The 26,077-nt window shown below is 31.2% G+C and carries 25 protein-coding genes; 22 read left to right on the forward strand and 3 right to left on the reverse strand.

The genetic code is table 11. The annotated features are described in order from the left end of the window. Positions 1 to 4 precede the first annotated feature (4 nt). The 8 genes from BN1865_RS05605 (at position 5) to BN1865_RS05640 (ending at position 6,390) form a co-directional block, all read left to right on the forward strand. Positions 5 to 493, forward strand: a complete 489-nt coding sequence (locus tag BN1865_RS05605) for a shikimate kinase (RefSeq protein ID WP_050636273.1) — start codon at positions 5 to 7, stop codon at positions 491 to 493. A 176-nt stretch (positions 494 to 669) separates the two neighbouring features. Beyond that, positions 670 to 1,197 (forward strand): GNAT family N-acetyltransferase, encoded by a 528-nt coding sequence (locus BN1865_RS05610; RefSeq protein WP_050636274.1) that lies wholly within the window; start codon positions 670 to 672, stop codon positions 1,195 to 1,197. 67 nt (positions 1,198 to 1,264) lie between these two features. Next, on the forward strand, positions 1,265 to 2,152 hold the full coding sequence (locus BN1865_RS05615) for an ROK family protein (RefSeq protein ID WP_050636275.1): 888 nt from the start codon (positions 1,265 to 1,267) through the stop codon (positions 2,150 to 2,152). 45 nt (positions 2,153 to 2,197) lie between these two features. Continuing rightward, positions 2,198 to 2,866, forward strand: coding sequence for a response regulator (locus BN1865_RS05620; RefSeq protein WP_232780337.1), 669 nt, complete (start codon positions 2,198 to 2,200; stop codon positions 2,864 to 2,866). A gap of 115 nt (positions 2,867 to 2,981) precedes the next feature. Further along, complete coding sequence (gene thyA, locus BN1865_RS05625) at positions 2,982 to 3,869, forward strand: thymidylate synthase (protein WP_050636277.1); 888 nt, start codon at positions 2,982 to 2,984, stop codon at positions 3,867 to 3,869. Then, a complete protein-coding gene (locus BN1865_RS05630; protein ID WP_050636278.1) occupies positions 3,869 to 4,345 on the forward strand; it encodes a dihydrofolate reductase in 477 nt (158 codons plus the stop codon). Before thyA ends, BN1865_RS05630 begins: the two co-directional genes overlap by 1 nt. Further along, positions 4,342 to 5,067: a lysophospholipid acyltransferase family protein gene (locus tag BN1865_RS05635; protein ID WP_050636279.1), complete on the forward strand. Its 726-nt coding sequence runs from the start codon at positions 4,342 to 4,344 to the stop codon at positions 5,065 to 5,067. Before BN1865_RS05630 ends, BN1865_RS05635 begins: the two co-directional genes overlap by 4 nt. Before the next feature lie 120 nt (positions 5,068 to 5,187). After that, on the forward strand, positions 5,188 to 6,390 hold the full coding sequence (locus tag BN1865_RS05640; RefSeq protein ID WP_050636280.1) for an MFS transporter: 1,203 nt from the start codon (positions 5,188 to 5,190) through the stop codon (positions 6,388 to 6,390). Between the two features lie 54 nt (positions 6,391 to 6,444). Here the strand turns inward: BN1865_RS05640 and BN1865_RS05645 are convergent, their stop codons facing one another. Both BN1865_RS05645 and BN1865_RS05650 read right to left on the reverse strand, forming a co-directional pair. Next, the gene (locus BN1865_RS05645; RefSeq protein ID WP_050636281.1) at positions 6,445 to 7,338 is read right to left on the reverse strand and encodes a PH domain-containing protein; all 894 of its coding nucleotides are present in this window, start codon (positions 7,336 to 7,338) and stop codon (positions 6,445 to 6,447) included. Then, positions 7,339 to 7,554, reverse strand: a complete 216-nt coding sequence (locus tag BN1865_RS05650; protein ID WP_050636282.1) for a helix-turn-helix transcriptional regulator — start codon at positions 7,552 to 7,554, stop codon at positions 7,339 to 7,341. 149 nt (positions 7,555 to 7,703) lie between these two features. On the opposite strand from BN1865_RS05650, the gene BN1865_RS05655 reads away from it, so the two are divergent. Continuing rightward, positions 7,704 to 8,621 carry an ABC transporter ATP-binding protein gene (locus BN1865_RS05655; protein WP_050636283.1) on the forward strand — a complete coding sequence of 306 codons (918 nt, stop codon included), beginning with the start codon at positions 7,704 to 7,706 and terminating at the stop codon, positions 8,619 to 8,621. Next, positions 8,618 to 9,847: an ABC transporter permease gene (locus BN1865_RS05660; RefSeq protein ID WP_050636284.1), complete on the forward strand. Its 1,230-nt coding sequence runs from the start codon at positions 8,618 to 8,620 to the stop codon at positions 9,845 to 9,847. The genes BN1865_RS05655 and BN1865_RS05660 overlap by 4 nt, the downstream gene beginning before the upstream one ends. A 32-nt stretch (positions 9,848 to 9,879) precedes the next feature. Here the strand turns inward: BN1865_RS05660 and BN1865_RS05665 are convergent, their stop codons facing one another. Next, entirely contained in the window at positions 9,880 to 11,634 is a 1,755-nt protein-coding gene (locus BN1865_RS05665) for a glycoside hydrolase family 2 protein (protein WP_050636285.1), read from the reverse strand. 305 nt (positions 11,635 to 11,939) lie between these two features. On the opposite strand from BN1865_RS05665, the gene BN1865_RS05670 reads away from it, so the two are divergent. The 12 genes from BN1865_RS05670 (at position 11,940) to pfkA (ending at position 26,072) form a co-directional block, all read left to right on the forward strand. Next, a complete protein-coding gene (locus BN1865_RS05670; protein ID WP_050636286.1) occupies positions 11,940 to 12,878 on the forward strand; it encodes a hypothetical protein in 939 nt (312 codons plus the stop codon). 106 nt (positions 12,879 to 12,984) lie between these two features. After that, positions 12,985 to 14,079: an FAD:protein FMN transferase gene (locus BN1865_RS05675; RefSeq protein WP_232780338.1), complete on the forward strand. Its 1,095-nt coding sequence runs from the start codon at positions 12,985 to 12,987 to the stop codon at positions 14,077 to 14,079. Positions 14,080 to 14,090: 11 nt separating this feature from the next. Further along, on the forward strand, positions 14,091 to 14,333 hold the full coding sequence (locus BN1865_RS05680) for a TIGR03905 family TSCPD domain-containing protein (protein WP_050636287.1): 243 nt from the start codon (positions 14,091 to 14,093) through the stop codon (positions 14,331 to 14,333). Positions 14,334 to 14,423: 90 nt separating this feature from the next. Continuing rightward, positions 14,424 to 14,729: a hypothetical protein gene (locus BN1865_RS05685; RefSeq protein ID WP_232780339.1), complete on the forward strand. Its 306-nt coding sequence runs from the start codon at positions 14,424 to 14,426 to the stop codon at positions 14,727 to 14,729. A 149-nt stretch (positions 14,730 to 14,878) separates the two neighbouring features. Next, the gene (gene dnaE, locus BN1865_RS05690) at positions 14,879 to 17,935 is read left to right on the forward strand and encodes a DNA polymerase III subunit alpha (protein ID WP_050636289.1); all 3,057 of its coding nucleotides are present in this window, start codon (positions 14,879 to 14,881) and stop codon (positions 17,933 to 17,935) included. 2 nt (positions 17,936 to 17,937) lie between these two features. Beyond that, complete coding sequence (gene polA, locus BN1865_RS05695; protein WP_050636290.1) at positions 17,938 to 20,547, forward strand: DNA polymerase I; 2,610 nt, start codon at positions 17,938 to 17,940, stop codon at positions 20,545 to 20,547. An 8-nt stretch (positions 20,548 to 20,555) separates the two neighbouring features. Beyond that, on the forward strand, positions 20,556 to 21,368 hold the full coding sequence (gene mutM, locus BN1865_RS05700; protein ID WP_050636291.1) for a DNA-formamidopyrimidine glycosylase: 813 nt from the start codon (positions 20,556 to 20,558) through the stop codon (positions 21,366 to 21,368). 1 nt (position 21,369) lies between these two features. Next, the gene (locus tag BN1865_RS05705) at positions 21,370 to 22,323 is read left to right on the forward strand and encodes a Gfo/Idh/MocA family protein (RefSeq protein ID WP_050636292.1); all 954 of its coding nucleotides are present in this window, start codon (positions 21,370 to 21,372) and stop codon (positions 22,321 to 22,323) included. Beyond that, positions 22,316 to 22,912 (forward strand): dephospho-CoA kinase, encoded by a 597-nt coding sequence (coaE, locus tag BN1865_RS05710; protein ID WP_050636293.1) that lies wholly within the window; start codon positions 22,316 to 22,318, stop codon positions 22,910 to 22,912. Before BN1865_RS05705 ends, coaE begins: the two co-directional genes overlap by 8 nt. Then, positions 22,905 to 24,128: a DnaD domain protein gene (locus BN1865_RS05715; RefSeq protein WP_232780340.1), complete on the forward strand. Its 1,224-nt coding sequence runs from the start codon at positions 22,905 to 22,907 to the stop codon at positions 24,126 to 24,128. Before coaE ends, BN1865_RS05715 begins: the two co-directional genes overlap by 8 nt. Next, positions 24,125 to 25,033, forward strand: coding sequence for an ATP-binding protein (locus BN1865_RS05720; RefSeq protein WP_050636295.1), 909 nt, complete (start codon positions 24,125 to 24,127; stop codon positions 25,031 to 25,033). The genes BN1865_RS05715 and BN1865_RS05720 overlap by 4 nt, the downstream gene beginning before the upstream one ends. A 79-nt stretch (positions 25,034 to 25,112) precedes the next feature. Next, positions 25,113 to 26,072: a 6-phosphofructokinase gene (pfkA, locus tag BN1865_RS05725; RefSeq protein ID WP_050636296.1), complete on the forward strand. Its 960-nt coding sequence runs from the start codon at positions 25,113 to 25,115 to the stop codon at positions 26,070 to 26,072. Positions 26,073 to 26,077 lie beyond the last annotated feature (5 nt).

A 26,077-nucleotide genomic window follows, 5' to 3' on the forward strand; every position in this document is an offset into this window, starting at 1 on the left:
ATCTATGAAAAATATTGTATTGATTGGAATGATGGGTTGTGGAAAAACAACAATCTCAACTCTTCTTGCAAAAAAACTTTTAAGACCTCTTATAGATATTGATGAATACTTAGTTGATAAATATCAAATGACGATTCCTCAAATGTTTGAGATTTCTGAAGATTATTTTAGGGAAAGAGAAACAATCTGTTGTCAAGAAGTTGGTCAACTAGAAGGTTATATTATATCAACAGGCGGAGGGGTTATTAAAAATTCTAAGAATATTGAGGCATTAAGAGAAAATGGGATGATTATTTATATTGATCGTCCAGTTGAAGCTATTTTAAATGATGTTGAAATTTCTACCCGTCCATTATTAAAAGATGGACCAGAGAAACTTTATGATCTTTATCATGAAAGACATGAATTGTATCTTCAGGCATGTGATTTTCACATTCTCAATAATAATTCATTGGAATCTGTTGTCGATCATATTATTCAAATGATTGATTAAAAACAAATAGGTGCAAGATCATTGATCTTGCACCTATGTTCCTTTGATATAGAGGAAAAGGATTGAATTGTAGATGATAATTTCTGAGGTCTCTTATCATCTGTTTATATAATAACACAAAGATGTGGACTTTTTGTGTCATATTTTGTAAACTGAATAAAAAGGAGAAAATTTTTATGAGAGTGAAATTAGTTCCTATAGAAATAAGTTATCAGCAACAAATCCTTGAATATAAACAAGAATTTATAGAATCAGGAGATAATATGGATGGCACAGCTGGATTACAATTGACTGATGATTTTGATGAATGGTTAAAAAATATTCAGGAGAATGAAAGTGAAATAACTGTCCATGAAGGATTTGTTCCTTCATCAACATTGTTAGCTATTGAAAAATTAACTGGTCAACTGATAGGATTTATTGATATCCGCCATCGCTTAAATGAGTATTTGATGCAGTGTGGTGGACATATTGGTTATAGTGTTCGCCCAAGTCAAAGACGTCAAGGCTATGCCACAGAAATATTATCATTAGGATTACAAAAATGTGATGAATGGAAAATAAGAGATGTTTTGGTGACATGTAATCAAGAGAATATTGCTTCTGCTAAGACAATTATGAAAAATGGTGGTATTTTAGAAAATGAAATCATATTAGATGGAAGAATTATACAAAGATATTGGATTCATAGAGAAGAGAATTAAAAAAAGTTCATATTCTCTTTTTTTCTAAGAAGTTTTTCTTTATAATGGATATATGAGGTGAGAAAACATGGGAAATTATTTAGCAATAGATGTAGGTGGTACAGCATTAAAAATTGGTTTATTAACAGAAAATGGTGATATTCTTAAATCAGATTCAAAGAAAACACCAAAAACACTGGAAGCTTTTTATCAATTAATAGAAGAGACATTCCATGAGTACAAAGGAATCAGGGGCTTGGCTTTAAGTATGCCAGGGGCTGTTGATAGTGAGAAGGGGATTATTGGCGGATCTAGTGCTCTTGATTATATTCATGGTCCAAATATCAAAAATGATTTACAAACCCGTTTGGGTGTAGATGTTGAATTGGAAAATGATGCCAATTGTGCTGCATTGGCAGAAGTTTGGAAGGGTGCTGCAAGTGATGTCAATGACTGCTGTTTTATTGTCAGTGGAACAGGTATTGGTGGTGCTGTTGTTAAAAACAAACGTATCCATAAAGGTCAACACTTACATGGTGGAGAATTTGGATATATGATTGCTGATTTTAATTTTGAAACAAAAGAAATGGAAACATGGTCTCATGTTGGTTCAACAGTTGCAGTTGTCCGTGCCGTAGCAAAAGCAAAAGGTGTCGATGTTTCTACACTTGATGGTAGAGAAATATTTGATCACTATCATGAAGATAGTGATTATGAAAAAGCTGTTGATAAATTTTATTATGTATTAGCAAATGGGATTTATAATCTTCAATATGCTTATGATCCAGAAAAGATTATTATTGGTGGTGGAATCAGTGTAAGAGATGATTTGTTAGATGAAGTGAATCAAAGATTAGATGTGATTTTCGCTCATTTTACACATGCCAAAATTAGACCTGTCGTCTTGACATGTCAGTATCATAATGATGCAAATTTATTAGGAGCATTATATCATTTCTTAACAGTGAATTCATAGAAAGAGTATAAAATAAAGAAAGAGGTGATGAATGTGGCAAAACAAATGCCTATAGTACAATCAAAATTAAGACATATTGTCAAAGTTCCAGAATGTATTTATGATGTGTCAGGAATCAATATCAATGGAAAAAGAGTGAAATCACTTGTATTCTCTACTGATGTTGCTGTGATTGCCAATTGTAATGCAGATGCAGTTATTGCAGTTTATCCATTTACGCCAACAATGCAGATTACCAAATCAATCATTGAAGTTGCACAAAAGCCTGTTTTTGCAGGTGTAGGTGGTGGAACAACAGCTGGACCAAGAGTTAATAATATTGCTTTGGATGCTGAATTAAATGGGGCATCAGCAGTTGTATTAAATGCTCCTACGAAAACAAGATTTGTTCAGGAATTAGCTGAAATTGTGGATATTCCGATTGTTTTAACTATTGTTTCCTTAGATGAACCTTTAGAAGAACGAATGCTTCATTCAGGAGCAAGTATTGTCAATGTTTCTGGTGGTAAGAAAACAGTTGATATTATTAAAGCATTAAGAGAAATTGATAAAGATTTTCCAATTATTGCAACAGGTGGACCAAATGAAGAAACCATTAAAGAAGCGATTCGTGCTGGAGCTAATGCCATCACATATACACCACCAACAAATGGAGAAATTTTTAAGGAAATGATGGAACGTTACCGTATTCAGTGTTCTCAAAATGATGATTAAAAAGGACTTACTCAGTTCTTTTTTTTGTTTAAGAACAAAAGCATTTGTTTGATTATTGACTTTATTTAATGACTTTTATGAGTGAATCCTATATAATAAACGGGAGGTGAATGGAATGAAACAGTATTTAGAAATGTGTCAGTATATTTTAGATCATGGTGAGGATCGTGATGATCGTACAGGAACAGGAACACGCAGTGTTTTTGGCTATCAGACACGTTATGATTTAAGAGAAGGTTTTCCTTTGATGACAACAAAAAAGATGTTTTTAAGACCAATAGCTGAAGAACTCTTATGGTTTATTCAAGGAAATACAAATATTAAATATTTAGTAGATAGAAATGTAAAAATATGGAATGAATGGCCTTATGAAATTTTTAAAGCTTCAAAAGATTATCAGGGTGAATCTTTAGATGAGTTTGTTGCAAAGATAAAAGCTTTACCTGAAAATGATCCATTTGTTATTCAATATGGAGAATTAGGACCGGTTTATGGTAGACAGTGGCGTAATTTTAATAATGAAGGAATTGATCAGGTTGCAAAATTAGTTGATTCATTAACTCATAATCCATTTTCGAGAAGACATATTATTTGTGCCTGGAATCCAGCTGAAGTTGACAAAATGGCTTTACCACCTTGTCATGCTTTTTTGCAGTTTTATGTTTCTCACGATCAAAAATATCTCTCATGTCAGCTTTATCAAAGAAGTGCTGATACGTTTTTAGGGGTTCCTTTTAATATTGCTTCATATGCATTATTTACAGCTATGTTAGCACAAGTTTGTGGATATGAGGCTAAAGAGTTTGTACATACTATTGGCGATGCACATATTTATAAGGATCATTTTGATGTTGTAAAGGAACAGATTTCTCGTGTTCCATTACCACTATGTCAATTGAAATTAAATCCTGAAGTGAAATCTATTTTTGATTTTAAGATAGAAGATATTCAGATAGAAAATTATCAAAGTTATGGGAAATTAGTAGGGAAGGTGAGTGTTTAATGATAAGTATTATAGTGGCTATGGATGATGAACAATTAATTGGTAAAAAAGATTCATCAAATGGAATGCCTTGGAATAATAAAGAAGATTTAAAACATTTTAAAGACACAACGATTCATAAAACCATTTTAATGGGATATACAACATATCAGGCGATTGGTAGACCACTACCAAATCGTAAAACGATTGTTGTTTGTTTTGAACCATTTGATGATGACAGAGTAGAAGTAAGAACATCTTTAGAAGAAGTGATTCAAGAATATAAAGACAAAGGTGAAGATTTATTTATATCTGGAGGAGCATCTATTTATAAACAATCATTACCATTAGCAGATCAATTATTAATATCAAGAATTCCTGGAACACATATTGGAGAAACATATTTTCCTGATTTTGATGAATATGGATTTGAATTAAAAGAAACAAGACCATTTGAAACATTTGAACTTCAAATCTATCAAAGAGGTACAAAATGAAAAGAATTTTATTTTTAATTATAAGATTATTATACCGTATTCCAGGTTGGTTATTAAAGATTCGTTATTATAATAAACATTTAGAAGAGACATCTTTTGAAGAAAGATTTGATTTTGGACAAAAGATGATCCGTAAAATCAATTCAAAATCAAGAGTCAAAATTCATTGTTATGGGGTTGAAAAATTACCAGTTGAACAAGGTTATTTAATAGCACCTAATCATCAAGGATTATTTGATGCATTAATTTTGTTTGAAACACATGATAAACCTTTTAAAGCTATTGTTAAAGAAGAATTAATGAATGTCTTTGTCTTAGGAAAAGTTTTAAAAATGTTACAATTTGAAGCAATGGATCGTCAAAATTTAAGATCATCAATGAAAATTATTAAAAAAGCAACACGTGAAATGAGTGCTGGTAGAAATTATGTTATTTTTCCTGAAGGAACAAGATGTAGAAAACAAAATCAAATGCTTGAGTTTAAAGGTGGAACTTTTAAAACAGTTATTGATGCGAAAAAGCCAATTGTTCCTGTTGCATTGATTGATTGTTATAAGGTGTTTGATAATAATACAATTGCACCTGTAGATGCACAAATTCATTATTTAGAGCCATTATATTATGATGATTATAAAGATATGAATAGTACAGAAATTGCTCACGATGTGCAAGCACGTATTGCAAAATGTATTGAAGAAAATGAAATGAAATTTTCATCATAGAACTCTTTTCTTTTTCAATTTTTGAAATTTTTAATGAAATAATTAAGAACGTTGTATACTTTTATTAAAGATTCGTCAAAAGTTGACGAAAGATTTTTATGATGAGAGGGAGGAAAAGAAATGGAAAGTAAGTCTTTAGATATTCGCTATGCCTGCATTCATGGTTTTTATTGGATGATTTGCTGTGCTATGATTGGTTATGCATCTGTATTTTTGTTAGATAGAGGATTTGGTAATACAACAATTGGAATTGTTTTATCAATATCTAATATATTGGCTGTTTTTGGACAACCAGCCATTGCTTCTTATATGGATAAGACAACAAAGTTATCATTAAGAATGCTGATTTCAATTATTTTGGTTGCAATTATTGTTTTGTCACTTATATTAAGTTTTATATCAGGGGCATCAATAGTTATGGTTGTTTTAACAATTACAGTGTTTACTTTGATGTTAGTATTACAACCATTTATTAATTCATTAACATTTGCTTTTGAAAAAAATGGAATTCATATTAATTTTGGTTTGGCAAGAGGAATTGGATCTGTTGCTTATGCTGTTATGTCACTTATTTTAGGGAATGTTGTTGCAATTTTTAGTCCTGAACTGCTTCCTTATTTCTATGTAGGATTATCACTATGTGCTTTATTATTTGTTTATACTTTCTATTTACCAGGTGGTAAAGATGAAATTGTTCATGAAGAAAAACAAGAAGAACATGATCAATTATCTATGGGACAATTTATTAAGAAATATAAAACATTTATGTTTTTACTTGTTGCAACAGTTTTCTTGTTTTTTGACCATTCAATCATTAATAATTTCTTTATTCAGGTTGTTAATCATATCAATGGAAATAGTGCTGATATGGGAAATGCTATATTCTTAGCAGCATTATTAGAACTACCAACAATGGCATTATTTACAAAGTTGCAAAAGAAAGTGGGATGTCGTCGTATGATGATTATCTCAGCTGTATTCTTTAGTGTTAAGCATGTATTGACTTATTTTGCAGTCAATATGATGATGATTTATATTGCTCAAGTTATGCAAATGTTAGCATATGCCGTCTTTATTCCAGCTTCTGTATATTATGTTAGACAATTAGTAGATGCTCATGACATGAATAAAGGACAAGCATTAGTAACAGGAGCAATGACACTTGCGAGTGTTTTTGCCAGTCTTGCTGGTGGTGTTTTATTGGATGCATTAGGGGTATCTAAAGTTTTATTAATTGGAGCTATTATTTCTGTGATTGGTACAGTCTTTATGTTTTTTAGCGTTGAGGATGTCGATCAAAAAGAAGAAATTGCTGAGGAATAGAAAATAAAAAGACTAATGATTCGTGATTAGTCTTTTTTATTTAGAGAGAATTATCTAATAAAGATTGTTTTCAATTTCAATACAAAACTGATATGCATTTTCTGGAAATAACATAATTTTTTTGCCATCTTTACAATGAATCAGTACTTTATCTTTAGCATAGCCAATATTAAAAGTATCTCTTTGTTCAACAGATTCAATATCCTGATAAGCAATATGACCACCTTGACGATTCCACAATGCTTTATAGTAATGCAAACCTGATTCATCTAAGATATATTCATTTTGAGGTGTATGAAAACCATAATACCATAACAAATAAAGGATAAATACTGTTGATGCTAATAAACCTAATTGAAATAATAAATCATATGATATTGGAAAAAGTGCTAAAATAATAATTGTTATGATAATATAATTGACAACCTGTTTACGTGAACGAAAGCGAATTTCCCCATTTTCTAATTGCTGTTCTTGCATAATTTGTCCTTTTTGATAAATACGATTGGCTCCTAAATAAATGAGAAGCAGATAAACTGGCCACAATAAAGCTGTTATAATATAAAAAAATGAGTTGACCTGAAGAAAATCTCCAATAATATGGATTGTATTCAAAATTAAATTAGGTGTAAAAAATAATGCTGGGACAACTAAAATTTCAAAATTAGCATCAATACCAATCACTTGCTGATAACAAAAACGAATCAAATAATAATAAGTCAATGCACCAAGATAACTGCTTGATAAACTTAAAAAGCTAATTTGGCATTCCATATTTCTAAAATCCATATAGCCATATAAGATAATGAAAACCATACATCCCAAAAGGGTAGATTTTGCTAATTCTATATAAAGGTCTTTTAATGTATTCATCTGACGTTCATCTAAAGGTGCACGTCCTTTTGTTTTGGCATAACCAATAATATCTTTCAATAAACTATGTTTCATTTAGAGTTCCTCCTTATCATAGGAATCATCCCAGAATAAATCATCAAGATGTTTATGAAGAGCAATGCATATATGAATACAAAGATTAATAGAAGGATTATAACGACCTGCTTCAATTAATCCAATTGTTTGTCTTGTCGCACCGACTTTCTTGCCAAGTTCCTCTTGTGACATTCCTAATTCCATCCGTGCCATTTTCATTTTTAAGTTTTTCATAGCACTCACCTAGTTCCTTTCATTATTATTATAGTTTTTTTTATAGAAAAATCAAGGATGAATGAAAGATATAATTTACAAATGCAAAATATATATTGCATTTATAAAGAAGTCATACTATAATGATGATATCCAAAGGAGGGATAATGATGGAATTAAAAGTCAATAACTTACATAAAAGTTTTGATGGAAATGAGGTTCTGCATGGTATTTCATTTTCTATTTCTAGTGGTAAGGCACTTGGGTTATTAGGACGAAATGGTGCTGGAAAATCTACCACAATTCGTATTTTGATGGATGTTTTTAAAGCAAATGTTGGGGAAATTCTAATAGATAATCAGCCATTTTGTGCAACTGCATACAATATTGGTTATTTGCCTGAGGAAAGAGGATTATATCCAAAGAAAAAAGTCGCTGAACAATTGATTTATTTGGCAATGTTACGTGGATGTAGTCGCACGCAGGCAAAAGTGAATCTTAAAAAATGGCTGAAAAGATTAGGGATTGCTGAATATGAAAATCGTGTGTTAGACACCTTAAGTAAAGGGAATCAGCAAAAAGTACAATTAGCCCAAACGCTTATGTGTGATCCTGATATCATTATTTTAGATGAACCATTTTCAGGACTTGATCCAGTTAATTCACAAATTCTTCAAGAAGTTGTTCAAGAAGAAATTCAAGCAGGAAAGTTAGTTATTTTTTCATCTCATCAGATGAACTATGTCGAGGAATTTTGTGAAGATATTGTTATTTTGCATCATGGTCATGTTGTTTTAGAAGGGAATCTGAAAAAAATAAAAAAAGATTTTGGAAAGAATCGTCTTGTTTTGGTAGCTGCCAATTTGACTTGGCAAGATTTTGAACAGTTATTGTTGAATCAATGCCAGCATCTATTAAACATTTATGAACGACAAGATGAAAAGTTTATTGTTGAATTATTAGAAAATGTAAGTAAAAAAGATGTTTTAATGGCATTATTACAGCATGATGTTGATTTAGATGTTTTCCAGGTTTATGAAGCTTCATTAACAGATATTTTTGTGGCAAAGGCAGGTGATGAGTTATGAGACAGTTTTTACTTGTTGTACGCTTTGAATTAGAAACAATGATGAAGAAAAAATCTTTTATTCTTTCTATTGTCTTGATTGCTTTGGCAGCTTTTATTCTTCTTTCAATGCCGCGTTTTTTTGATAATTCTAAAAAAAGCGATAATCAGGAAGTCACAAATCAAGAAAAGGATAAAGTGATGATGATTTATGATGAAAAGGGAATAGTTAAAGATTCTGATCTCATTACACAGGCATTTACACAATATCATATTACCTTTGAAAGTGATTTATCAGTTATCAAAAATAAAGTCGAAGATGGTAGTGCTGATGCTGGCATTCAAATCAAATCACCTTTAGAGTTTGTATATTATGTAAAGAATTCATCATTGAATGATGAAACAGCAATGCGTTTTCAATCAGTGCTTCAAAAGGTCTATCAGTTAAATGAACTGAATCATTTAAATTATGATGCTTCAAAAATAGATCAAATCTATCAGACACCAGCAGTTTTTGAAACAAATGTATTAGGTACAGATGGAATGAATAATTATTTCTATACATATGTCCTTATTTTCATTTTATATATGATGATCTTATTGTATGGAAATCAAATTGGTATCAGTGTTGCAAGTGAAAAAAGCAATCGTGCTATTGAAATTTTGGTAACAAGTTGTTCACCTTATGCAATGATTTTTGGAAAAGTGATTGCAGGAGCAATTGCAGGTGTAATTCAAACTGTATTTATATTGGGTTCTTGTTTACTGGCCTATCAGGTGAATGCTGATGTATGGAATCATGTTTTAGATCCATTCTTGAATATTCCAGTGATTGTTTTAATCACATTTGGATTATTTGGTGTATTTGGTTACTTGTTATTTAGTTTTCTATTTGGAGCCATTGGTGCATTATGCTCTAAGGTTGAAGAGGTTAATGGTGCAACAATGCCTATCCAATTATTGATTATTGCAGTGTTCTTTATAAGCTTTATATCAATGGGACAGCCTGATAGTGTCTTAGCAACAGTTGCTAGTTATGTACCATTGACTTCATGGATGTGTATGTTTATTAATGTTGCACTTGGTTCCGTTTCAATAATTGAAATTATCATTTCTTTTGTGATTTTAGTATTAACGACAATTGCTATAGGGTTTGTAGGAGCAAAACTATATCGTCGAGGGACTTTGTCTTATGGTAATTCAATGAAGTTAAGCAATATCATGAAAATGATCAAACAAAAAGATTAAAACACATCAAACGATGTGTTTTTTTATGTCATTTATTTAGAAATCAATTTACATATTTCTCGATCATAAGTTAATAATCCATTGACTTCTTCTTCAATATCACTTACTTGTGTATAGACAGCTCCACATAACCCTTGTTTAATAAGTGGTGCAATTGTTTGCTTAAAAAGTTCATGATAAGCTTTGCTAAAATCTTCAAGATTTTCATAAGCCCCATAGCCATAGACTTTTGATACACTCATATGACTCGCAACTGGACAGGCATAGCCACCATATTCAGAAATTACAAAAGCACGTTTATCTGGGATAATTTGAGGTTTATCAAAATAATGATGCTCACTCCTAAAGTCTCCACAATGTTGGTCAAACCAGCCACTTGCAGAATCTATAAAACGCGTTTCATCCAACTGACGAATATATTGGGTTAATTCTTTGGTTTGAAATTGTCCCCAAGCTTCATTAAATAATACCCATGTACTAATACAAGGAAAATGTGATAAATGTTCAATTGTTTTTTGACATTCTAAAATCCATTCATCTTTTCCTTTTTGATTTTTCCTTGATAACAAATAACTATGTTTATCAGAAATATGTTTCTTTGTCCAACTCAATACAGAAGGCATCCAAGTAATAAACCAAGTATGATAAGGATCACCACCATTAACCATATCCTGCCAAACAATCATTCCTAAACGATCACAATGATAATACCAGCGTGATGGTTCGATTTTAATATGCTTACGAATCATATTAAATCCTAAATCTTTCATCGTTTGAATATCATAGATAAGGGCTTCATCAGCTGGTGCTGTGTAAAGACCATCAGGCCAATAACCTTGATCAAGTACACCATTCATAAAAATTGGCTGATGATTCAAACAAACTCTCGGAATATTATTTTGATCCTTTTCAATTGTATATATACGCATTGCAAAATAACATTCAACTTCATCATGCTCTGTTTTTATCTGCAAAGAATAAAGGTAGGGATGATCAGGACTCCATGATTGTTTATTTTCTATTGGTAATATATAACAATCATGAGGCTCTATGAAAGATACAGGATTTTGATGAGAGACTATCATTTGAATATTTGAAGGTGCAATATCACTCCATATTATGGAAACCTTAATTTGATCATGATCATAATCAGGAATAATTTTTACGTCCTGAATATAATTTTGTGGAACCCATTCTAACCAGACACTTTGCCATATACCACTTTGTGCAGTATAATACATTCCACCACGGTTTAAACGTTGTTTTCCTTTGCTGTGATATGATGTATCAGATAAATCTTGAACACAGACTGTTAAAAGATTATCTTTTTCTTTTAAGGCATCAGTAATATCAATCGTAAAAGGCAAATATCCTCCAACATGATGTTCTATTAATAATTGATTAATATAAACATCAGCAATCTGATCAACTGCTCCAAAATGTAATAAACAACGTTTATTGCAAGAAGGTGATACGTTAAGTGATGTCTGATACCAAAGGTATTCATCAGGCTGTAATTGCCTTTGTACTTGTGATAGCTGACTCTCAGGTGAAAAAGGAACAAGAATTTTTCCTTCAAAAGCATCAGGAAAAGCAGTTGTTTTGCTAAAGCAATAATCCCATAAACCATTTAACATTTGATAATTGTCTCTTTTCATTTGTGGTCTTGGATATTCTTGTAATATATGCTTTTTATCAAGCGATTTTCCCCATCTTGTCCAAAGAGAAATTAAATTTTCTTTTTCCTGAAATAATCGAACTGTTTTGATAGCATTTAATAATTGCATAATCGTCACCTTTGCTTTCTACTTTCATTATACAATGTGTCATAGATAAAGTTAATGTTTAATCATTTTAAAAATCTTTTTTTATTAAAAAATGAAAAAATTTTCTAAAATAGAAAACAAAAAAAGAAATATTTAAAGAAAATAAAAAATGTTGATAAATTCAGTGAAAAAAATCACAAACCTTGTTAAAGATAGCAAAAATGTGTGAAAAAATACGTATAATCACGTGAAAATATCTTGCTATATAAACGCTTTCAAGATATAATGTAGGTAGTTCAAAAAAGATATATGGGAAGGAGAATTTTATGAACAAATTAGTAAAAGTATTAGCTGCATCTGCATTAGTTGCAACTGTTCTAGTTGGATGTGGTAAAAAAGATGACACTGCTGGAGGAAGCACTGCTGCTAAATATGCAAAAGTTGGTTTAGGGATTGTAAGTAGTTTAAATGATGAAGGTCAAGTTAACACAACTATGGTTGCATTAGGATTAGATAGTGCTGGAAAAATCAACTATATTGATGTTGATGTTGCACAATCTACACCTGGTGGTGAAGGTGAATTAGACAAAACGAAAAAAGAACGTGGTGCTGACTATAAAATGAAAGATGCATCTCCAATCAAAAAAGAATGGGATGAACAAGCCAAAGCTTTTGAAGAATGGGCTAAAGGAAAAACTCCTGATGAAGTTGCAAAAGTAGATACTATGGATTTCCATGGCGGAAAAGCTGCTAAAGAAGGAACTGACTTAGCTGCTGGATGTACAATCACAATTGATGATTTCTTAGCTGCTGTTGCTAAAGCAAATACAAATGCTAAAGAAGTTAATGCTGCAAAAGTTGGTATCGGTGATGTAATGTCAAATGATGCTGAAAAGAAACAATTGAATACAACTGTAGCTTTAGTTGCTACTGATGATGCTGGTAAAATCGTATATAGTAATTTAGATGTTGCTCAAATCTACAAAAAAGATGACGGAACAGTGGTTACTGATACAAAAGCTGAATTAAAAGATAAATATGCTATGAAAGAAGCTTCTCCAATCAAAAAAGAATGGAACGAACAAGCTGTTGCATTTGAAAACTTTGCTAAAGATAAAACTTTAGATGAAGTTGCAAAAGTAGATACTATGGATTATCATGGTGGAAAAGCTGCTAAAGAAGGAACTGATTTAGCTGCTGGATGTACAATCACAATTGATGATTTCTTAGCTGCTTATGCTGAAGCTGGAGCTAACTTACAATAAAAAATATGGAAAAACTGCGAAAATATATCGCAGTTTTTTTTATTTATTGGTATAATAAAAAACGGTGATGAAATTGAAGAAAAATATATGTGTTTTATTAGTCGTGATGATAGTGATTTTAAGTGGTTGTCAGAAAAAAGAAAATTATGAATATATGACAAAGAGGTTTACTGGACCTTTTGATACAATTACAACGTATATGTCATATGTTTTAAGTGAAGATGATTTTAATAAGCAGTGTGAGTTGATTGAAAAAGATCTTAACTATTATGATCATTTGTTTGATAAATACAATTCTTATGAAGATCTTAATAATATTAGAACAATCAATGAGTTTGCTGGGAAGAAAGCTATTAAAGTTGATCAACCTTTAATTGATTTGTTAGAAATCAGTATAGAGAGAAATCGTACAATCTCTAATAAAGTGAATATTGCTTTTGGAAGCGTTATTGATATATGGCATCAGTATCGAGAAAAGGCAGAAAGCCATGATGGTGTTGGAGAAGTTCCTACAAAAGCTGAATTAGAGAAAGCCAATAAGCATACGAGTATAGAGAGCATTAAGATTGATAAAAAAAATCAAACGGTGTATATTGATGATGCTAATGTTTCTCTTGATGTAGGAGCAACTGCGAAAGGATATGCAATTGAATTGATTAAACAGGATTTGATTGAAATGGGTGTTGATAATTTCCTTTTAAGTGGTGGTGGTAATGTTGCGAGTCATGGTGAAAGAAAAATATTAAAAGAGGGAGAATTTTATCTTGATGAGTGTCAAAAACAGTTTTGTGTAGGAATTGAATCTCCTAAGGATGGTAATTTTAGTCATAAAGCTGATGATGAAGATATTGATAATGAAGCTGTTTTGGTTGTTCAGGGTGAATCGATTGTCACAAGTGGTGATTATCAGAGATTTTATAAGGATATTCATGGTGTGAAGTATCATCATTTAATTGATCCAGATACACTTTATCCAGCAGTTCATTTTAGAAGTGTAAGTATTATCACTGAGGATAGTGGATTGGCTGATTTTCTAAGTTCTGCAGTTTTCTTAATGGAATATGAAGATGGTTTAAAATTAGTGAACTCATTGGATGGCGTGGAAGCTATTTGGTTATTGGATGATGGGAAAATAAGATTATCTAGTGGTCTTAAAGACAATGATAAACTTTATGTGATTGATAAAGACAGATTGAAATAGGAGGATGAGGAATGTATAGTTATAAAACAAAAGGGACATGTGCTTCACGTATTGATTTTGAAATTGATGATCAAAGAAAAGTAAGAAGTGTTAAATTTATTGGTGGATGTTCAGGCAATACTCAAGGTGTTGCTAAATTAGTTGAAGGTATGGATTTGGATGAAGTGGTTGCAAGATTAGAAGGAATTCGTTGTGGAATGAAGCCGACGTCTTGTCCTGATCAATTAGCAAAGGCATTAAAGGAATGTGAGTAAAATACTCACTTTTTCTTTTGGGTGATAAACTTTTTGTAATATTGTCTATTTTTGTATTTTCATCATATCATAGAATAGGTGAAGAATATGATGATACAAAGAATAAAGAAAATGCAGTTATTATGTGCATTATGTATGATTTTACAATTGGTTTGTTATAAATGGATAATCCCTTTTCATTTGATAGCGGTATTGATAAGTATTGTCATTATATTAAATCAGCGATGGTTTAAAGTGATTCAATTACAATATCATTTTTATTTGATTGGTTTATACTTATATAGGTTATGGATTATGAGTATAGAGGTTGTTTATTTGATGCAGTTGATTTATGTTGTGTTATGCCTTTATATTGCGATTATGCTTATTTTGTTTTCTTTTCATTGTATATTGTAATCATAACAATTATTTCCAATGGATTTATTGATTCAATCAAGCTAAAATAAGTGATAGTTAGGTATACTAGAATCATGAATAAAATATCTTTCATAGTATCTTATAGAGTTAAATTTTGGTATAATATATAAAATAAAGGAGGAAATCGTATGTTTGGACATTTACAGATTTATAGTTCTTATAGTTTTCAAAATAGTACTATTTTGATTAAAGATTTAATTCATGATGCCAGTGCCAAACATATGGATGCCTTAGCACTGACTGATAAAAATAATATGTTTGGTGTATTAGAATTTAGTGAAGCTTGCTTAAAAAATGACATTAAACCTATTTTTGGAATGGAAGCAAGTGTAATGATTGAAAATGAAATTTATCCATTTATTCTTTTAGCTATTGATGATATTGGATATTTTGATTTGGTCAAGGTATGCTGTGATATTAACCTGCATGAAGAAAAATGTATTTCGCTTGAGAACTTATCTTTATATAAAGATCATCTTTATATTCTTTCTGGTTGTCCTGAGGGAATTGTAGAAAGATTGATTGTGAAAGAAATGGAAGATGAAGCGGTCAAATATTTAAAAAAATTTCAGTCTCTTTTTCAGGATCATTATTATGTTATGATTCAAAATCATCGATTAAAATTACAGCAGACATTTAATGAAAGAATGATTTCACTTGCTAAGTATGTACAAATTAAAATTGTCTGTTCAAATGAAGTCAGTTATCTTAAAAAACAGGATGCTTTAGCAGTTGATTTGATGCAGGCATCTATTCATGGTGTTACATTAGAAGCAAAATATGAACCATTAACGCAAGAAAAGTATTTAAAAACAGAAAGTGAAATGCAAGAACTTTTTTCGCCAGAGATTATTGAAGAAACAAGACGTGTTTTGACAACTTGTCGTGCCACAATTCCAATGCATGATAAACACTTGCCAGCTTATCCTGTACCACACAATGGAAATGCTTATGAATACCTGCGAGGTTTATGTAAAATGGGCATTCAAAAAAGATTTTCTCATCAGAATATTCCTCATCAGTATATTGAAAGGTTGAAATATGAACTGCAAGTGATTCATGAAATGGGATTTGATGATTATTTCTTGATTGTGTGGGATTATGTTCGTTTTGCTAAAGTGAATAAAATTCAAGTAGGGGCAGGAAGAGGAAGTGCTGCCGGAAGTTTGGTGGCTTATGTTTTGGGGATTACCAATGTTGATCCACTCAAATATGATTTGCTGTTTGAACGTTTTTTAAATCCGGAACGTGTTTCTATGCCAGATATTGATGTTGATTTTCAAGACGATCGTCGTGATGAAGTTGTTCAGTATGTGGTTGAAAAATATGGACAGGAACATGTTGCACAAATTGTTACGTTTAATACATATGGACCACGTGTTGCGATTAAAGATATGGGTAAAGTCATGGGGCTTCCTTTGGCGCGTTTAGAAATTATTGCAAAAATGATACCGACGGGGCCGAAGAATAAAAAGACCATTACAACCATGTATCAAACATCAGCACAATTTCAATCAATGATTAATCAGGAACCGATCTTAAAGAAAATTATAGGAGCAACAAGTGTTATCGAACATTTACCTCGTAATATTTCAACACATGCAGCTGGTGTGATTTTATCAAAACAACCATTACGTGATGTGATTCCATTAGTCAAAGGACCAACATCAACATTGATGTCACAATATTCTAAGGATTATATTGAAGATGTGGGTTTATTAAAAATGGATTTTCTTGGTTTAAAGAATTTAACAATGATTGATTATATTTGTAAGGATATTCAACGTGATACTGGTGAAACAGTTATGTTAAATCAAATACCTTTAGATGATCAGAAAACTTATGAACTGATTTCAAAAGCAGATACATTTGGTGTTTTTCAATTAGAGTCTCAAGGAATGCGTAATTTGCTTAGAAAAATGAAACCCTATTGTTTTGATGATATTGTTGCTGCTATTGCTTTATTTAGACCAGGACCAATGGAAAATATTCCACTCTATCTAAAGCGTCGTGGTCATAATGAGAAAGTGACATATCCATTAAAAGAATTAGAGCCTGTTTTAAAATCAACATATGGCATTATGATATATCAGGAACAAATTATGCAAGTTGCTCAAATGATGGCAGGCTTTTCATTAGGAAAAGCAGATATCCTGCGAAAGGCAGTATCTAAAAAAGAGACTGCACTGATGCAATCTATGAAAGAAGAATTTTTAAATGGCTGTCTTGAAAAGGGATATCAAATAGAAAAAGCTAATGAAGTTTTTGAATTAATTGAAAAATTTGCGAATTATGGATTTGGGAAAGCTCATAGTGTGGCTTATGGCTATGTTGCTTATCAGTTAGCTTATTTAAAAGCAAATTATCCACTTTATTTCTTTGCTTCTATTTTATCTAATGAGCTTTCAAGTGAAACAACCAAATTACATTGTATTCAAGAGTGTAAAACATATCATGTTGATATTTTACCGCCTTCTGTGAATTATTCACAGGCGCGCTTTATGGTTGAGGATGGTCATATTCGTTATTCATTATTGGCTATTAAAAATGTTGGTTATGCAGGCTATAAAGCAATTGTTGAAGAAAGAAAAAATGGATTGTTTCAAGATATCTTTGATTTTGTGATAAGAATGGATGAATCAAAAGTTTCTAAAAAAATGTTAGAATCATTAATTGATGCTGGAGCGCTTGATGAATTTGGTATGTCACGACAAATGATTCATAAAAATTTAGATAGTATTAGAGATTATGGAAGTTTAAAGAATAGTTTGGGAATTGATGAAAAACCTGTTTTAACAGTTTATAAAGATACTCAGGAAGAAAAATTAGCAAGAGAAAAAGCTGTTTTGGGTATTTATTTATCAATGCATCCAATTGAACTAATGAAAGAGAAGTTACAAGTCGCATACGTTAATGTCTCTTCTTTATATGAATATATTGACCAGCATGTCAATATTGTTGTTCAATTACAAAGAGTGAAGAATATTACCGATCGTAAAGGTGATGAAATGTGTTTCATCGAAGGATTTGATGAAACAGGAAGTGTAGATGGTGTTGTATTTGCATCACGATATAAAAATATAGGTATGATGTTAAAGAAAGGAAACATTTGTCTTATCAATGGAAGAGTTGATATGAAAGATAAATTATCTTTCATTGTAGATAAGGCAAGAGTGATAGAATAGATATGGAAGAATTAGTGTTAATAGATGGAAATTATTGGTTGTTTAGTTCGTATTATGCAACTGCAGCAATGGGAAATTTAATGGTGAATAAAGATGGGATTCCAACCAATGCAGTCTTTGGATTTGCCAATCGCTTAGAAAATGTCATTAAGAAGAATCCTAAAGGGATTATGGTTGCTTTTGATGCAAAAGGAAAAACATTTAGAAGTGATTTATTAGAAGAATATAAAGGAACAAGAAAAGAAACACCTGAAGAATTAAAATGTCAGTTTGAAATTGCTAGAGAATTTTTAACTGCACATAATATCCCATTTTGTGAACTGGAAGGATATGAGGGTGATGATATTATTGGGACATTAGCCAAAAAAGCATCCCAGCAAGGTTATCAAGTGAACATTATGACAGGTGATAAAGATATGATGCAATTGGTAGATGAACATGTTCATGTCTATAAGCGTAATACGAAAACCAAAAGTGATGATGTGATTACACCAGAAACATTTTATGAAAAATATGAGTTACAGCCTGATCAAATGAGAGATTTGTTAGGATTAATGGGTGATAGTGCTGATAATATTCCTGGAATTCCTGGAGTAGGTGAAAAAACAGCTTTAAAATTATTGCATGAATATCAAACAATTGAGAATTTAAAAGAACATTGTGCAGAGATTAAAGGAAAAATGGGTGAAAAGATTAGAGCGAATATTGAACTTGGTATTCAATCTAAAGAAATTGCTACTATCTTAAGCGATATTCCATTAGATGTTACACTTGATGATTGCCATTATACTGGTTATGATTTTGAACAGTTAAAAGAATTTTATCAAAAGTATGATATGAATTCATTACTCAAAAAGATGTCTATGGAATCAAAATCACCAAAACAAACTGAATTTCATTATGAAGTTGTCACAAAGATGCCACCAATTACTCAAGATAGTAGTTTGTTAGGGGCAATTTATGATCAGAATTATCATAAATCTATTGTTTTAGGTTATGCTTTGTATAACAAAGATCAAGCATTTTATATTTCATTTGAAGATGCTTTAAAAGATCAGGATTTTTTAGATTATTTAAAGAATGAAAACTATAGTAAATATAGTTATAACATAAAGGCTCAAATTTTATCAGCAAGATGGAATGGCATTGAATTAAAAGGAATGGATTTTGATTTACAATTGGCTTCATATATTTTAAATCCTAGTCTAAAAGATGAAATGAAATATATTTGTGATTATTATGATTATGAGAGTGTTCAATATGAAGAAGAAGTGTTTGGAAAACTTGCTAAAAAACATATACCTGATACTGATGTATTGGCTAGACACACGGTTTCAAAAGCCAAAGCTATTTATGAACTCAAAGATCAAGCAATTCAAAAACTAAAAGATGAACAGCAATATGATCTTTATCAAAATTTAGAATTGCCAGTGACTTATATATTGGCTGATATGGAATATGTAGGAGCAAAGGTAGATATACAGGTCTTAAAAGAAATGGAAGTAGATTTTGATCAACAGATTAAACAAATTGAAGAAGATATCTATATGTTAGCAGATATGGAGTTTAATATTGCATCTCCTAAACAATTAGGAGAAGTCTTATTTGAAAGATTAGGTTTACCTAATGGCAAAAAGACAAAAACAGGTTATTCAACTTCTCAAGATATTTTAGAAAAGATTGAAGGACTTCATCCGATTGTGCCATTAATTCAAAAATATCGTATGTTAACAAAACTTTCATCAACATATGTCAAAGGATTACAGGAACAAGTGTTTCCAGATGGGAAAATACATACCATTTATAATCAGGCACTGACACAAACAGGGAGATTATCTTCAGTAGAACCAAACTTACAAAATATTCCAGTTCGACAAGAGGAAGGAAAATTGATTCGTAAAGCTTTTATACCAAGCCATGATTATTTGGTCACATTTGATTATTCCCAAATTGAATTGCGTATTTTGGCTCATTTAGCAGGTGTGCGTTCATTGATTGAAGCATTCAATCAAAATAAGGATATCCATACCCATACAGCTGCTTTGGTCTTTAAAGTGAAAGATGAAGAAGTGACTGCGAATATGCGTAGACAAGCGAAGGCAGTTAATTTTGGAATCATTTATGGAATGGGAGAATTTAAGTTATCTCAACAGATCGGAGTCTCTTTAAAAGAAGCGAAAGAATTTATTCGCAGATATTTTGAAGAATATCCAGAGATTAAAGTATATATGGATCAAATTGTTGAAGACTGCAAGAAAACAGGATATGTATCAACAGTTTTAAATCGTAAAAGATATATTCCAACCATCAATGATAAAAACTTTATGATTCGTGAACAGGCAAGGCGTTTTGCGATGAATTCACCGATTCAAGGAAGTGGTGCTGATATTTTAAAACTTGCGATGATTAAAGTGGATCAATTAATGAAGGATAAACATTTAAAATCTGAGATGATTTTACAAGTTCACGATGAATTGATTTTTGATGTTTATAAAGATGAATTAGATGAAATGATGAAATTAATTAAATCAGCCATGGTTGAAGCTTTCCAAATGGATGTTCCCTTAAAAGTTGATGGTGCTTATGCATCCAATTGGTATGATTTTAAGTAGGTGAGAAAATGCCAGAATTACCAGAAGTAGAAACAGTCAGACAAACTTTACGACAATTTATCTTAAATGAAAATATTGAAGGTATTGATGTCTATTATGATAAGATTATAAATGGTGATACACAAGAATTTATATCACGCTTAACACATCAAACATTAAGAGAGATTGATCGTGTTGGAAAATATTTGATTTTCTTATTAGATGAAGATGCATTTGTATCGCATTTAAGAATGGAAGGAAAGTATCATATTGTTGATAGCCAAACACCTGTTGATAAACACACACATGTTGTTTTCCATCTTCATGATGGACGAGATTTACGTTATATAGATACACGTAAATTTGGAAGGTTGGAACTTGTTGATCGCTATTTGTATCGTGAGCAACTGCCTCTCAATAAATTAGGGAAAGAACCATTTGATATAAGCAGTGAGGAATTATATGCTTTACTCCATAAAACATCTTTACCCATTAAGTCAGCCCTTTTAGATCAATCCATTATGTGTGGGATTGGAAACATTTATGCCAATGAAATCTGTTTCTTAATGAAAATTGATCCACGTACAAAAGCATCACGATTATCTAAAAAAAGAGTTGATGAACTAAGACAAGTTTCTATAGATGTTTTAAAACGAGCAATTGCTCAAGGTGGAACAACAATTCATTCTTTTGATGCTAATGGTATTCATGGATTGTTTCAAGTTCAACTCAATGCTCATGGACAAAAAGTATGTCCATGTTGTCAAGGAGCCATTAAAAAAATAATGTTAAATCAAAGAGGAACATATTATTGTCCAGTTTGTCAAAAAAGGAGGTACTGATATGATTCGTTGGGGAATTATAGGATTAGGAAATATTGCAATGAGATTTATTAATAGTTTAGCAAACAGTTCGCAAGGACATTTGTATGCTGTGGCATCACTAACACCTTCAAAGCGTGAGAGTTTTCATCAACAATATCCAGGTATTCATATGTATGATTCATATGAAAAATTATTGGATGATGAGTGTATTGATGCTGTTTATATCGCAACGCGTCATGCTGATCATTATCAATGGGCAAAGGCAGCTTTAGAAAAACACAAAGCAGTTTTATGTGAAAAGCCAGCGACTCTTTCCTATCAGCAAACAGCTCATTTATGCCAGTTGGCTAAGCAAAATCAGACCTTCTTTTTAGAAGCCATGAAAACAAGATTTGTCCCTTTAGTTGCAGAAATAAAAAAGGTCATTGAGTCTGGTGAAATTGGTGATGTGTTAAGGGTGGAAACAAGTTTTTGTTATGATGTGGATTATCGTGAAGGACATTATTTATTTGACTTACAGCAAGGTGGAATATTGTATGATGTAGGTACATATAACCTTGCGACTATTCTTGACTATATTCATTCACCACTCCAATCTATTGAAACAAAATGGGAGAAAAAATTTGGTGTTGATGCTTATGACTGGGTGGAATTAACTTTTGAAAGTGGACAAACAGCATTGTTAGAAATGGCAATGGATCGTCAAAAAGATAAACAAATGACAATTTATGGAACTTTAGGAAAGATTCAGGCGACACCATTTTATCGACCAGAATCAGCAGCAATTATTGTGAATGATTCTACACGTACTATTCATAAGTCTTATATTTATGATGACTTTTTCACTGAAATAGAAGAAGTTCACGATTGTCTTAAAAATCATCTTATTGAAAGTCCAAAAATGACATTTCAAGATTCTTTAAATTGTATGGCTATTATGGAAAAAATTAAGGAGTCTATGAATCATGACTAGAGTTATAGGCATAACTGGTTCTATAGCCGTTGGAAAGAGTACAGTGACAAATTACTTATTAACTCATGGATATCAGGTTATTGATGCTGATCAGATTTCACATCAGGCACTTTGTCAGGGAACAAGTTGTTATGAACAGGTGATTAAGAAATTTGATTGTCTAAATGAGGATGGAACGATTAATCGTCAACAGTTAGGACATATTGTTTTTCATGATTCTCATAAGAAACAACAATTAGAAGATATTATTCATCCTTATGTTATTGAAACAATGCAAAAAGCAATTGATGAATATCAGGGAAAATTGATTTTTTTGGATATTCCTTTACTTTATGAAGTTCATTTAGAAGCAATGTGTGATAAAGTGGTTGTGGTTTATGTTGATGAAAAGACGCAAATGGAACGTTTAATGAAAAGAAATCATATTGGTGAATCAGAAGCTTTGTTGCTTATGAATCAACAAATCTCTATTGAAAAGAAAAAAACAATGGCTGATTATATTATTGATAATCGTCTTCATTATGAAGACTTATATCAAAACATAGAAAGTGTATTAGAGGTGTTAAAAGATGAAACTATATATGAGTGATTTATATAGAGTTGAGCTTCATTATCCCTTAGATGATGTTCAAAACGATATTCTCTATTATTTATATCAGCCACTTGTGGGAGCACCAGCTATAAGTTTATATATGATGCTTGTGGTTGAAGGAAAAAGAATGCAAAAGATGGTGGCACCATCATCATTATCACGACTTGTTTCATTTATCTCAATGAGTCTTATAGAAATGGAAAAGAATTTTCGTTCTCTAGAGGCGATTGGTCTTTTAAAAACATATATTAAACATGATGAACACTATACTCAATATGTATATCAATTACAATCACCACTTTCTTTAAAAGCCTTTTTTAAAAATCAGATTTTAACTTCATTATTCACTGATTCTATGTCAGAAGAAGATTTTCAAAAAACGCTTCAATATTTCAAGATTTCTTTAGAAAATCTTGAAGATTATGAAGATGTTACAGCTAAATTTCAAGATGTTTTTACAATTCGTCATTTACATCAAAAAGGACGTCTATTAAAGTATAATGAAGATTTAAAAGAAAAATCTATACAACAAATTGAAACAACATATGATTTAGAACTTTTATATAAAAGCTTAGCAGATTATCAAATCAATCGTTCTAAATTATCAAACGATGATATTGAATATATAGTACAATTGGCTATTGTCTATTCAGTTGATGCTTTAAGCCTGGCGGGGTTGGTTAAGGATTCTATGCAGTCAAATGGTTTTCAAAGGGATCTTTTTAAAGTCAATATCAAAAAGTATTATGAAATGGATAATCGTGATCAGTTAAAGGAAGTTTATCATAAACAGCCATTACAATATCATACAACAGGAGAACAGTCACCACTTGTATTACATATGCAGTATTTGGATAGTTTAACACCATATGAATTGTTGAAAGATAAACAAGGTGGAAAAGAACCGGTTTTCCATGATTTAATGATTGTTGAAATGTTGATGGTACAATTGGGATTACAGCCTTCAGTTGTTAATGTTTTAATTGAATATGTTTTAGGAAAAAATCAAAATCGTTTATCTAAACGTTATTGTGAAGCCATTGGTGCTTCATGGGCACGTAAGAATATTCATACAGCTATGGAAGCTTATCGAGAATTGATGGATAAAAGTGATGAAGAAGAAAAGGTTGAAGTGAAAGCAGTTGAAATAAAAGAAGAACAATCTGATGAATTAATGAATTTATTAAGTCAGTTGAAGGAGGGACAGTTATGAAAAGAGTAGGAGATATGATGGGTAACTTTGATATTGGACATATGAAACAAGAAAGTGTTTATGCATTATCAAAAGAACAGGATATACAGGAGTTTCTTAAGAAAAATCATCTTGATACATCGGTGATGGATGATTATTGGGTTGAGTTTTTAGATTTTCATGATGATTATCAAACATGTTTACATTGTCGCTCTTTAGAAAACTGTCCTAAAGAAAATAAGGGGATGAAAAAGAATCTTGTTTATCGTGATGGTGAAATTCTTATTGAGTTAGAAAGTTGTTTATATGGTAAAACTTTAGAAGAGAAACGTTTACTTTTAGAGAAATTTGTTGTGACAAATATGAATGAGCATTTATTATTAACTGATTTAACAAAATTGAAAATTGTTGAAAATGTTCAGCATTTATCACCAAATACCCAAGTGGCTTTAGCTCATATTCTTAAATATATTCAAGAACCAGCAAGTCAGGGCTTATTTTTACATGGTGAAATGGGAACAGGGAAAACAACACTTTTAGCTGGTTTAATGAATTCATTAGCTAAAAAGGGAAAAGAGATAGGATTTATTCATTTCCCTACATATCTTATTGATTTAAAAGCAAGTTTTTCTACAGGTGATAATGAATATGCTATGGAGAGACTAATGAAAGTGGACTATTTATTATTAGATGGCATTGGTGAAGAAAATGTAACAGCATGGTCAAGAGATGAAATTTTATTAACGATCTTATCTTATCGTTTATTAAATCAATTACCTACATTCTTTACCAGTATGTATGGTTATAAAGATCTTAAAAAGGTCTATACTATAAAAAAAGGTGATGAAATTCGTGCAAATACAATTATTTCAAAATTGAAAGCGCTAAGCATTGAAATAATGCTTGACGGAGGCAATTTGAAGTAATAGAATGATAACAAAAGTGTAGAATATATCAATGTTTTATGATAAAATCAAATTGCTATGAAGTGAGAGGAGAAGAATTATGGTGAAATGTATTGGAGTGCTAACTTCAGGTGGAGATGCTCCTGGAATGAATGCAGCGATTCGTGCTGTAACAAGAACTTGTTTAAATAAAGGAATCAAAGTTTATGGTGTAAGATTAGGCTATAAAGGATTGCATGATGGAGATTTTATGGAATTTGATAGTCATAGTACACGTAATATTATTAATATTGGTGGGACTTTCTTAAAATCAGCTCGTTTTCCAGAGTTTAAAGATCCTGCTGTGAGACTTGAAGCCATTGAACAAATGAAAAAAGTAGGAATGGAAGCTTTGGTTGTTATTGGTGGCGATGGAAGTTATAATGGTGCATTAAAATTAACAGAAATGGGAATTAATTGTATTGGTATTCCTGGAACAATTGATAATGATATTCCTGATACAGAATTTACAATTGGATTTGATACTGCATTAAATACAATTGTAGATGCTTTAGATAAATTAAGAGATACTTCAAGTTCTCATCAAAGATGTACAATTCTTGAAGTTATGGGAAGAAGATGTGGAGATTTAGCCGTTCATGCTGGTCTTTCTTGTGGAGCTGAAATGATTGTAACAAGTGAAAGTGGATTTAATCAAGAAGAGATTATTGAAACTTTAAAACGTTCAAAAGCTTCAGATAAAAAACATGCTTTGGTTGTTATTACTGAACATATTACAGATGTTCATGAACTTGCAAAACGTATTGAAGAAGCGACTGGATTTGAAACACGTGCTAATGTTTTAGGACATATGCAAAGAGGTGGAAGTCCAACTGCAAGAGATCGTGTTTTAGCTACACGTATGGGTATTAAAGCTGTTGAATTGCTTGAAGAAGGAAAAGGTGGATTATGTGTCAGTGATGTAAGAGGTGAAATTGTAGGTTTACCTATTGAAGAAGTCTTAGGTCATAAACGTAAAGTCAATCAAGGTATTTACGAAGATGTATTAAAACTTCGTTAATATAA

The organism is Candidatus Stoquefichus sp. SB1 (assembly GCF_001244545.1).
In the GTDB taxonomy this organism is placed as follows: Bacteria; Bacillota_I; Bacilli_A; order Erysipelotrichales; family Coprobacillaceae; genus Stoquefichus.

Coding starts and splice junctions, on each gene's coding strand:
- BN1865_RS05720 (WP_050636295.1), top strand. CDS start 24,125: ATGAAAAGAGTAGGAGATATGATGGGTAACTTTGATATTGGACATATG.
- BN1865_RS05685 (WP_232780339.1), top strand. CDS start 14,424: ATGATACAAAGAATAAAGAAAATGCAGTTATTATGTGCATTATGTATG.
- BN1865_RS05610 (WP_050636274.1), top strand. CDS start 670: ATGAGAGTGAAATTAGTTCCTATAGAAATAAGTTATCAGCAACAAATC.
- thyA (WP_050636277.1), top strand. CDS start 2,982: ATGAAACAGTATTTAGAAATGTGTCAGTATATTTTAGATCATGGTGAG.
- BN1865_RS05620 (WP_232780337.1), top strand. CDS start 2,198: ATGCCTATAGTACAATCAAAATTAAGACATATTGTCAAAGTTCCAGAA.
- BN1865_RS05670 (WP_050636286.1), top strand. CDS start 11,940: ATGAACAAATTAGTAAAAGTATTAGCTGCATCTGCATTAGTTGCAACT.
- coaE (WP_050636293.1), top strand. CDS start 22,316: ATGACTAGAGTTATAGGCATAACTGGTTCTATAGCCGTTGGAAAGAGT.
- BN1865_RS05635 (WP_050636279.1), top strand. CDS start 4,342: ATGAAAAGAATTTTATTTTTAATTATAAGATTATTATACCGTATTCCA.
- pfkA (WP_050636296.1), top strand. CDS start 25,113: ATGGTGAAATGTATTGGAGTGCTAACTTCAGGTGGAGATGCTCCTGGA.
- BN1865_RS05640 (WP_050636280.1), top strand. CDS start 5,188: ATGGAAAGTAAGTCTTTAGATATTCGCTATGCCTGCATTCATGGTTTT.
- BN1865_RS05605 (WP_050636273.1), top strand. CDS start 5: ATGAAAAATATTGTATTGATTGGAATGATGGGTTGTGGAAAAACAACA.
- mutM (WP_050636291.1), top strand. CDS start 20,556: ATGCCAGAATTACCAGAAGTAGAAACAGTCAGACAAACTTTACGACAA.
- BN1865_RS05665 (WP_050636285.1), bottom strand. CDS start 11,634: ATGCAATTATTAAATGCTATCAAAACAGTTCGATTATTTCAGGAAAAA.
- BN1865_RS05680 (WP_050636287.1), top strand. CDS start 14,091: ATGTATAGTTATAAAACAAAAGGGACATGTGCTTCACGTATTGATTTT.
- dnaE (WP_050636289.1), top strand. CDS start 14,879: ATGTTTGGACATTTACAGATTTATAGTTCTTATAGTTTTCAAAATAGT.
- BN1865_RS05650 (WP_050636282.1), bottom strand. CDS start 7,554: ATGAAAAACTTAAAAATGAAAATGGCACGGATGGAATTAGGAATGTCA.
- polA (WP_050636290.1), top strand. CDS start 17,938: ATGGAAGAATTAGTGTTAATAGATGGAAATTATTGGTTGTTTAGTTCG.
- BN1865_RS05705 (WP_050636292.1), top strand. CDS start 21,370: ATGATTCGTTGGGGAATTATAGGATTAGGAAATATTGCAATGAGATTT.
- BN1865_RS05715 (WP_232780340.1), top strand. CDS start 22,905: ATGAGTGATTTATATAGAGTTGAGCTTCATTATCCCTTAGATGATGTT.
- BN1865_RS05645 (WP_050636281.1), bottom strand. CDS start 7,338: ATGAAACATAGTTTATTGAAAGATATTATTGGTTATGCCAAAACAAAA.
- BN1865_RS05630 (WP_050636278.1), top strand. CDS start 3,869: ATGATAAGTATTATAGTGGCTATGGATGATGAACAATTAATTGGTAAA.
- BN1865_RS05660 (WP_050636284.1), top strand. CDS start 8,618: ATGAGACAGTTTTTACTTGTTGTACGCTTTGAATTAGAAACAATGATG.
- BN1865_RS05615 (WP_050636275.1), top strand. CDS start 1,265: ATGGGAAATTATTTAGCAATAGATGTAGGTGGTACAGCATTAAAAATT.
- BN1865_RS05655 (WP_050636283.1), top strand. CDS start 7,704: ATGGAATTAAAAGTCAATAACTTACATAAAAGTTTTGATGGAAATGAG.
- BN1865_RS05675 (WP_232780338.1), top strand. CDS start 12,985: ATGATAGTGATTTTAAGTGGTTGTCAGAAAAAAGAAAATTATGAATAT.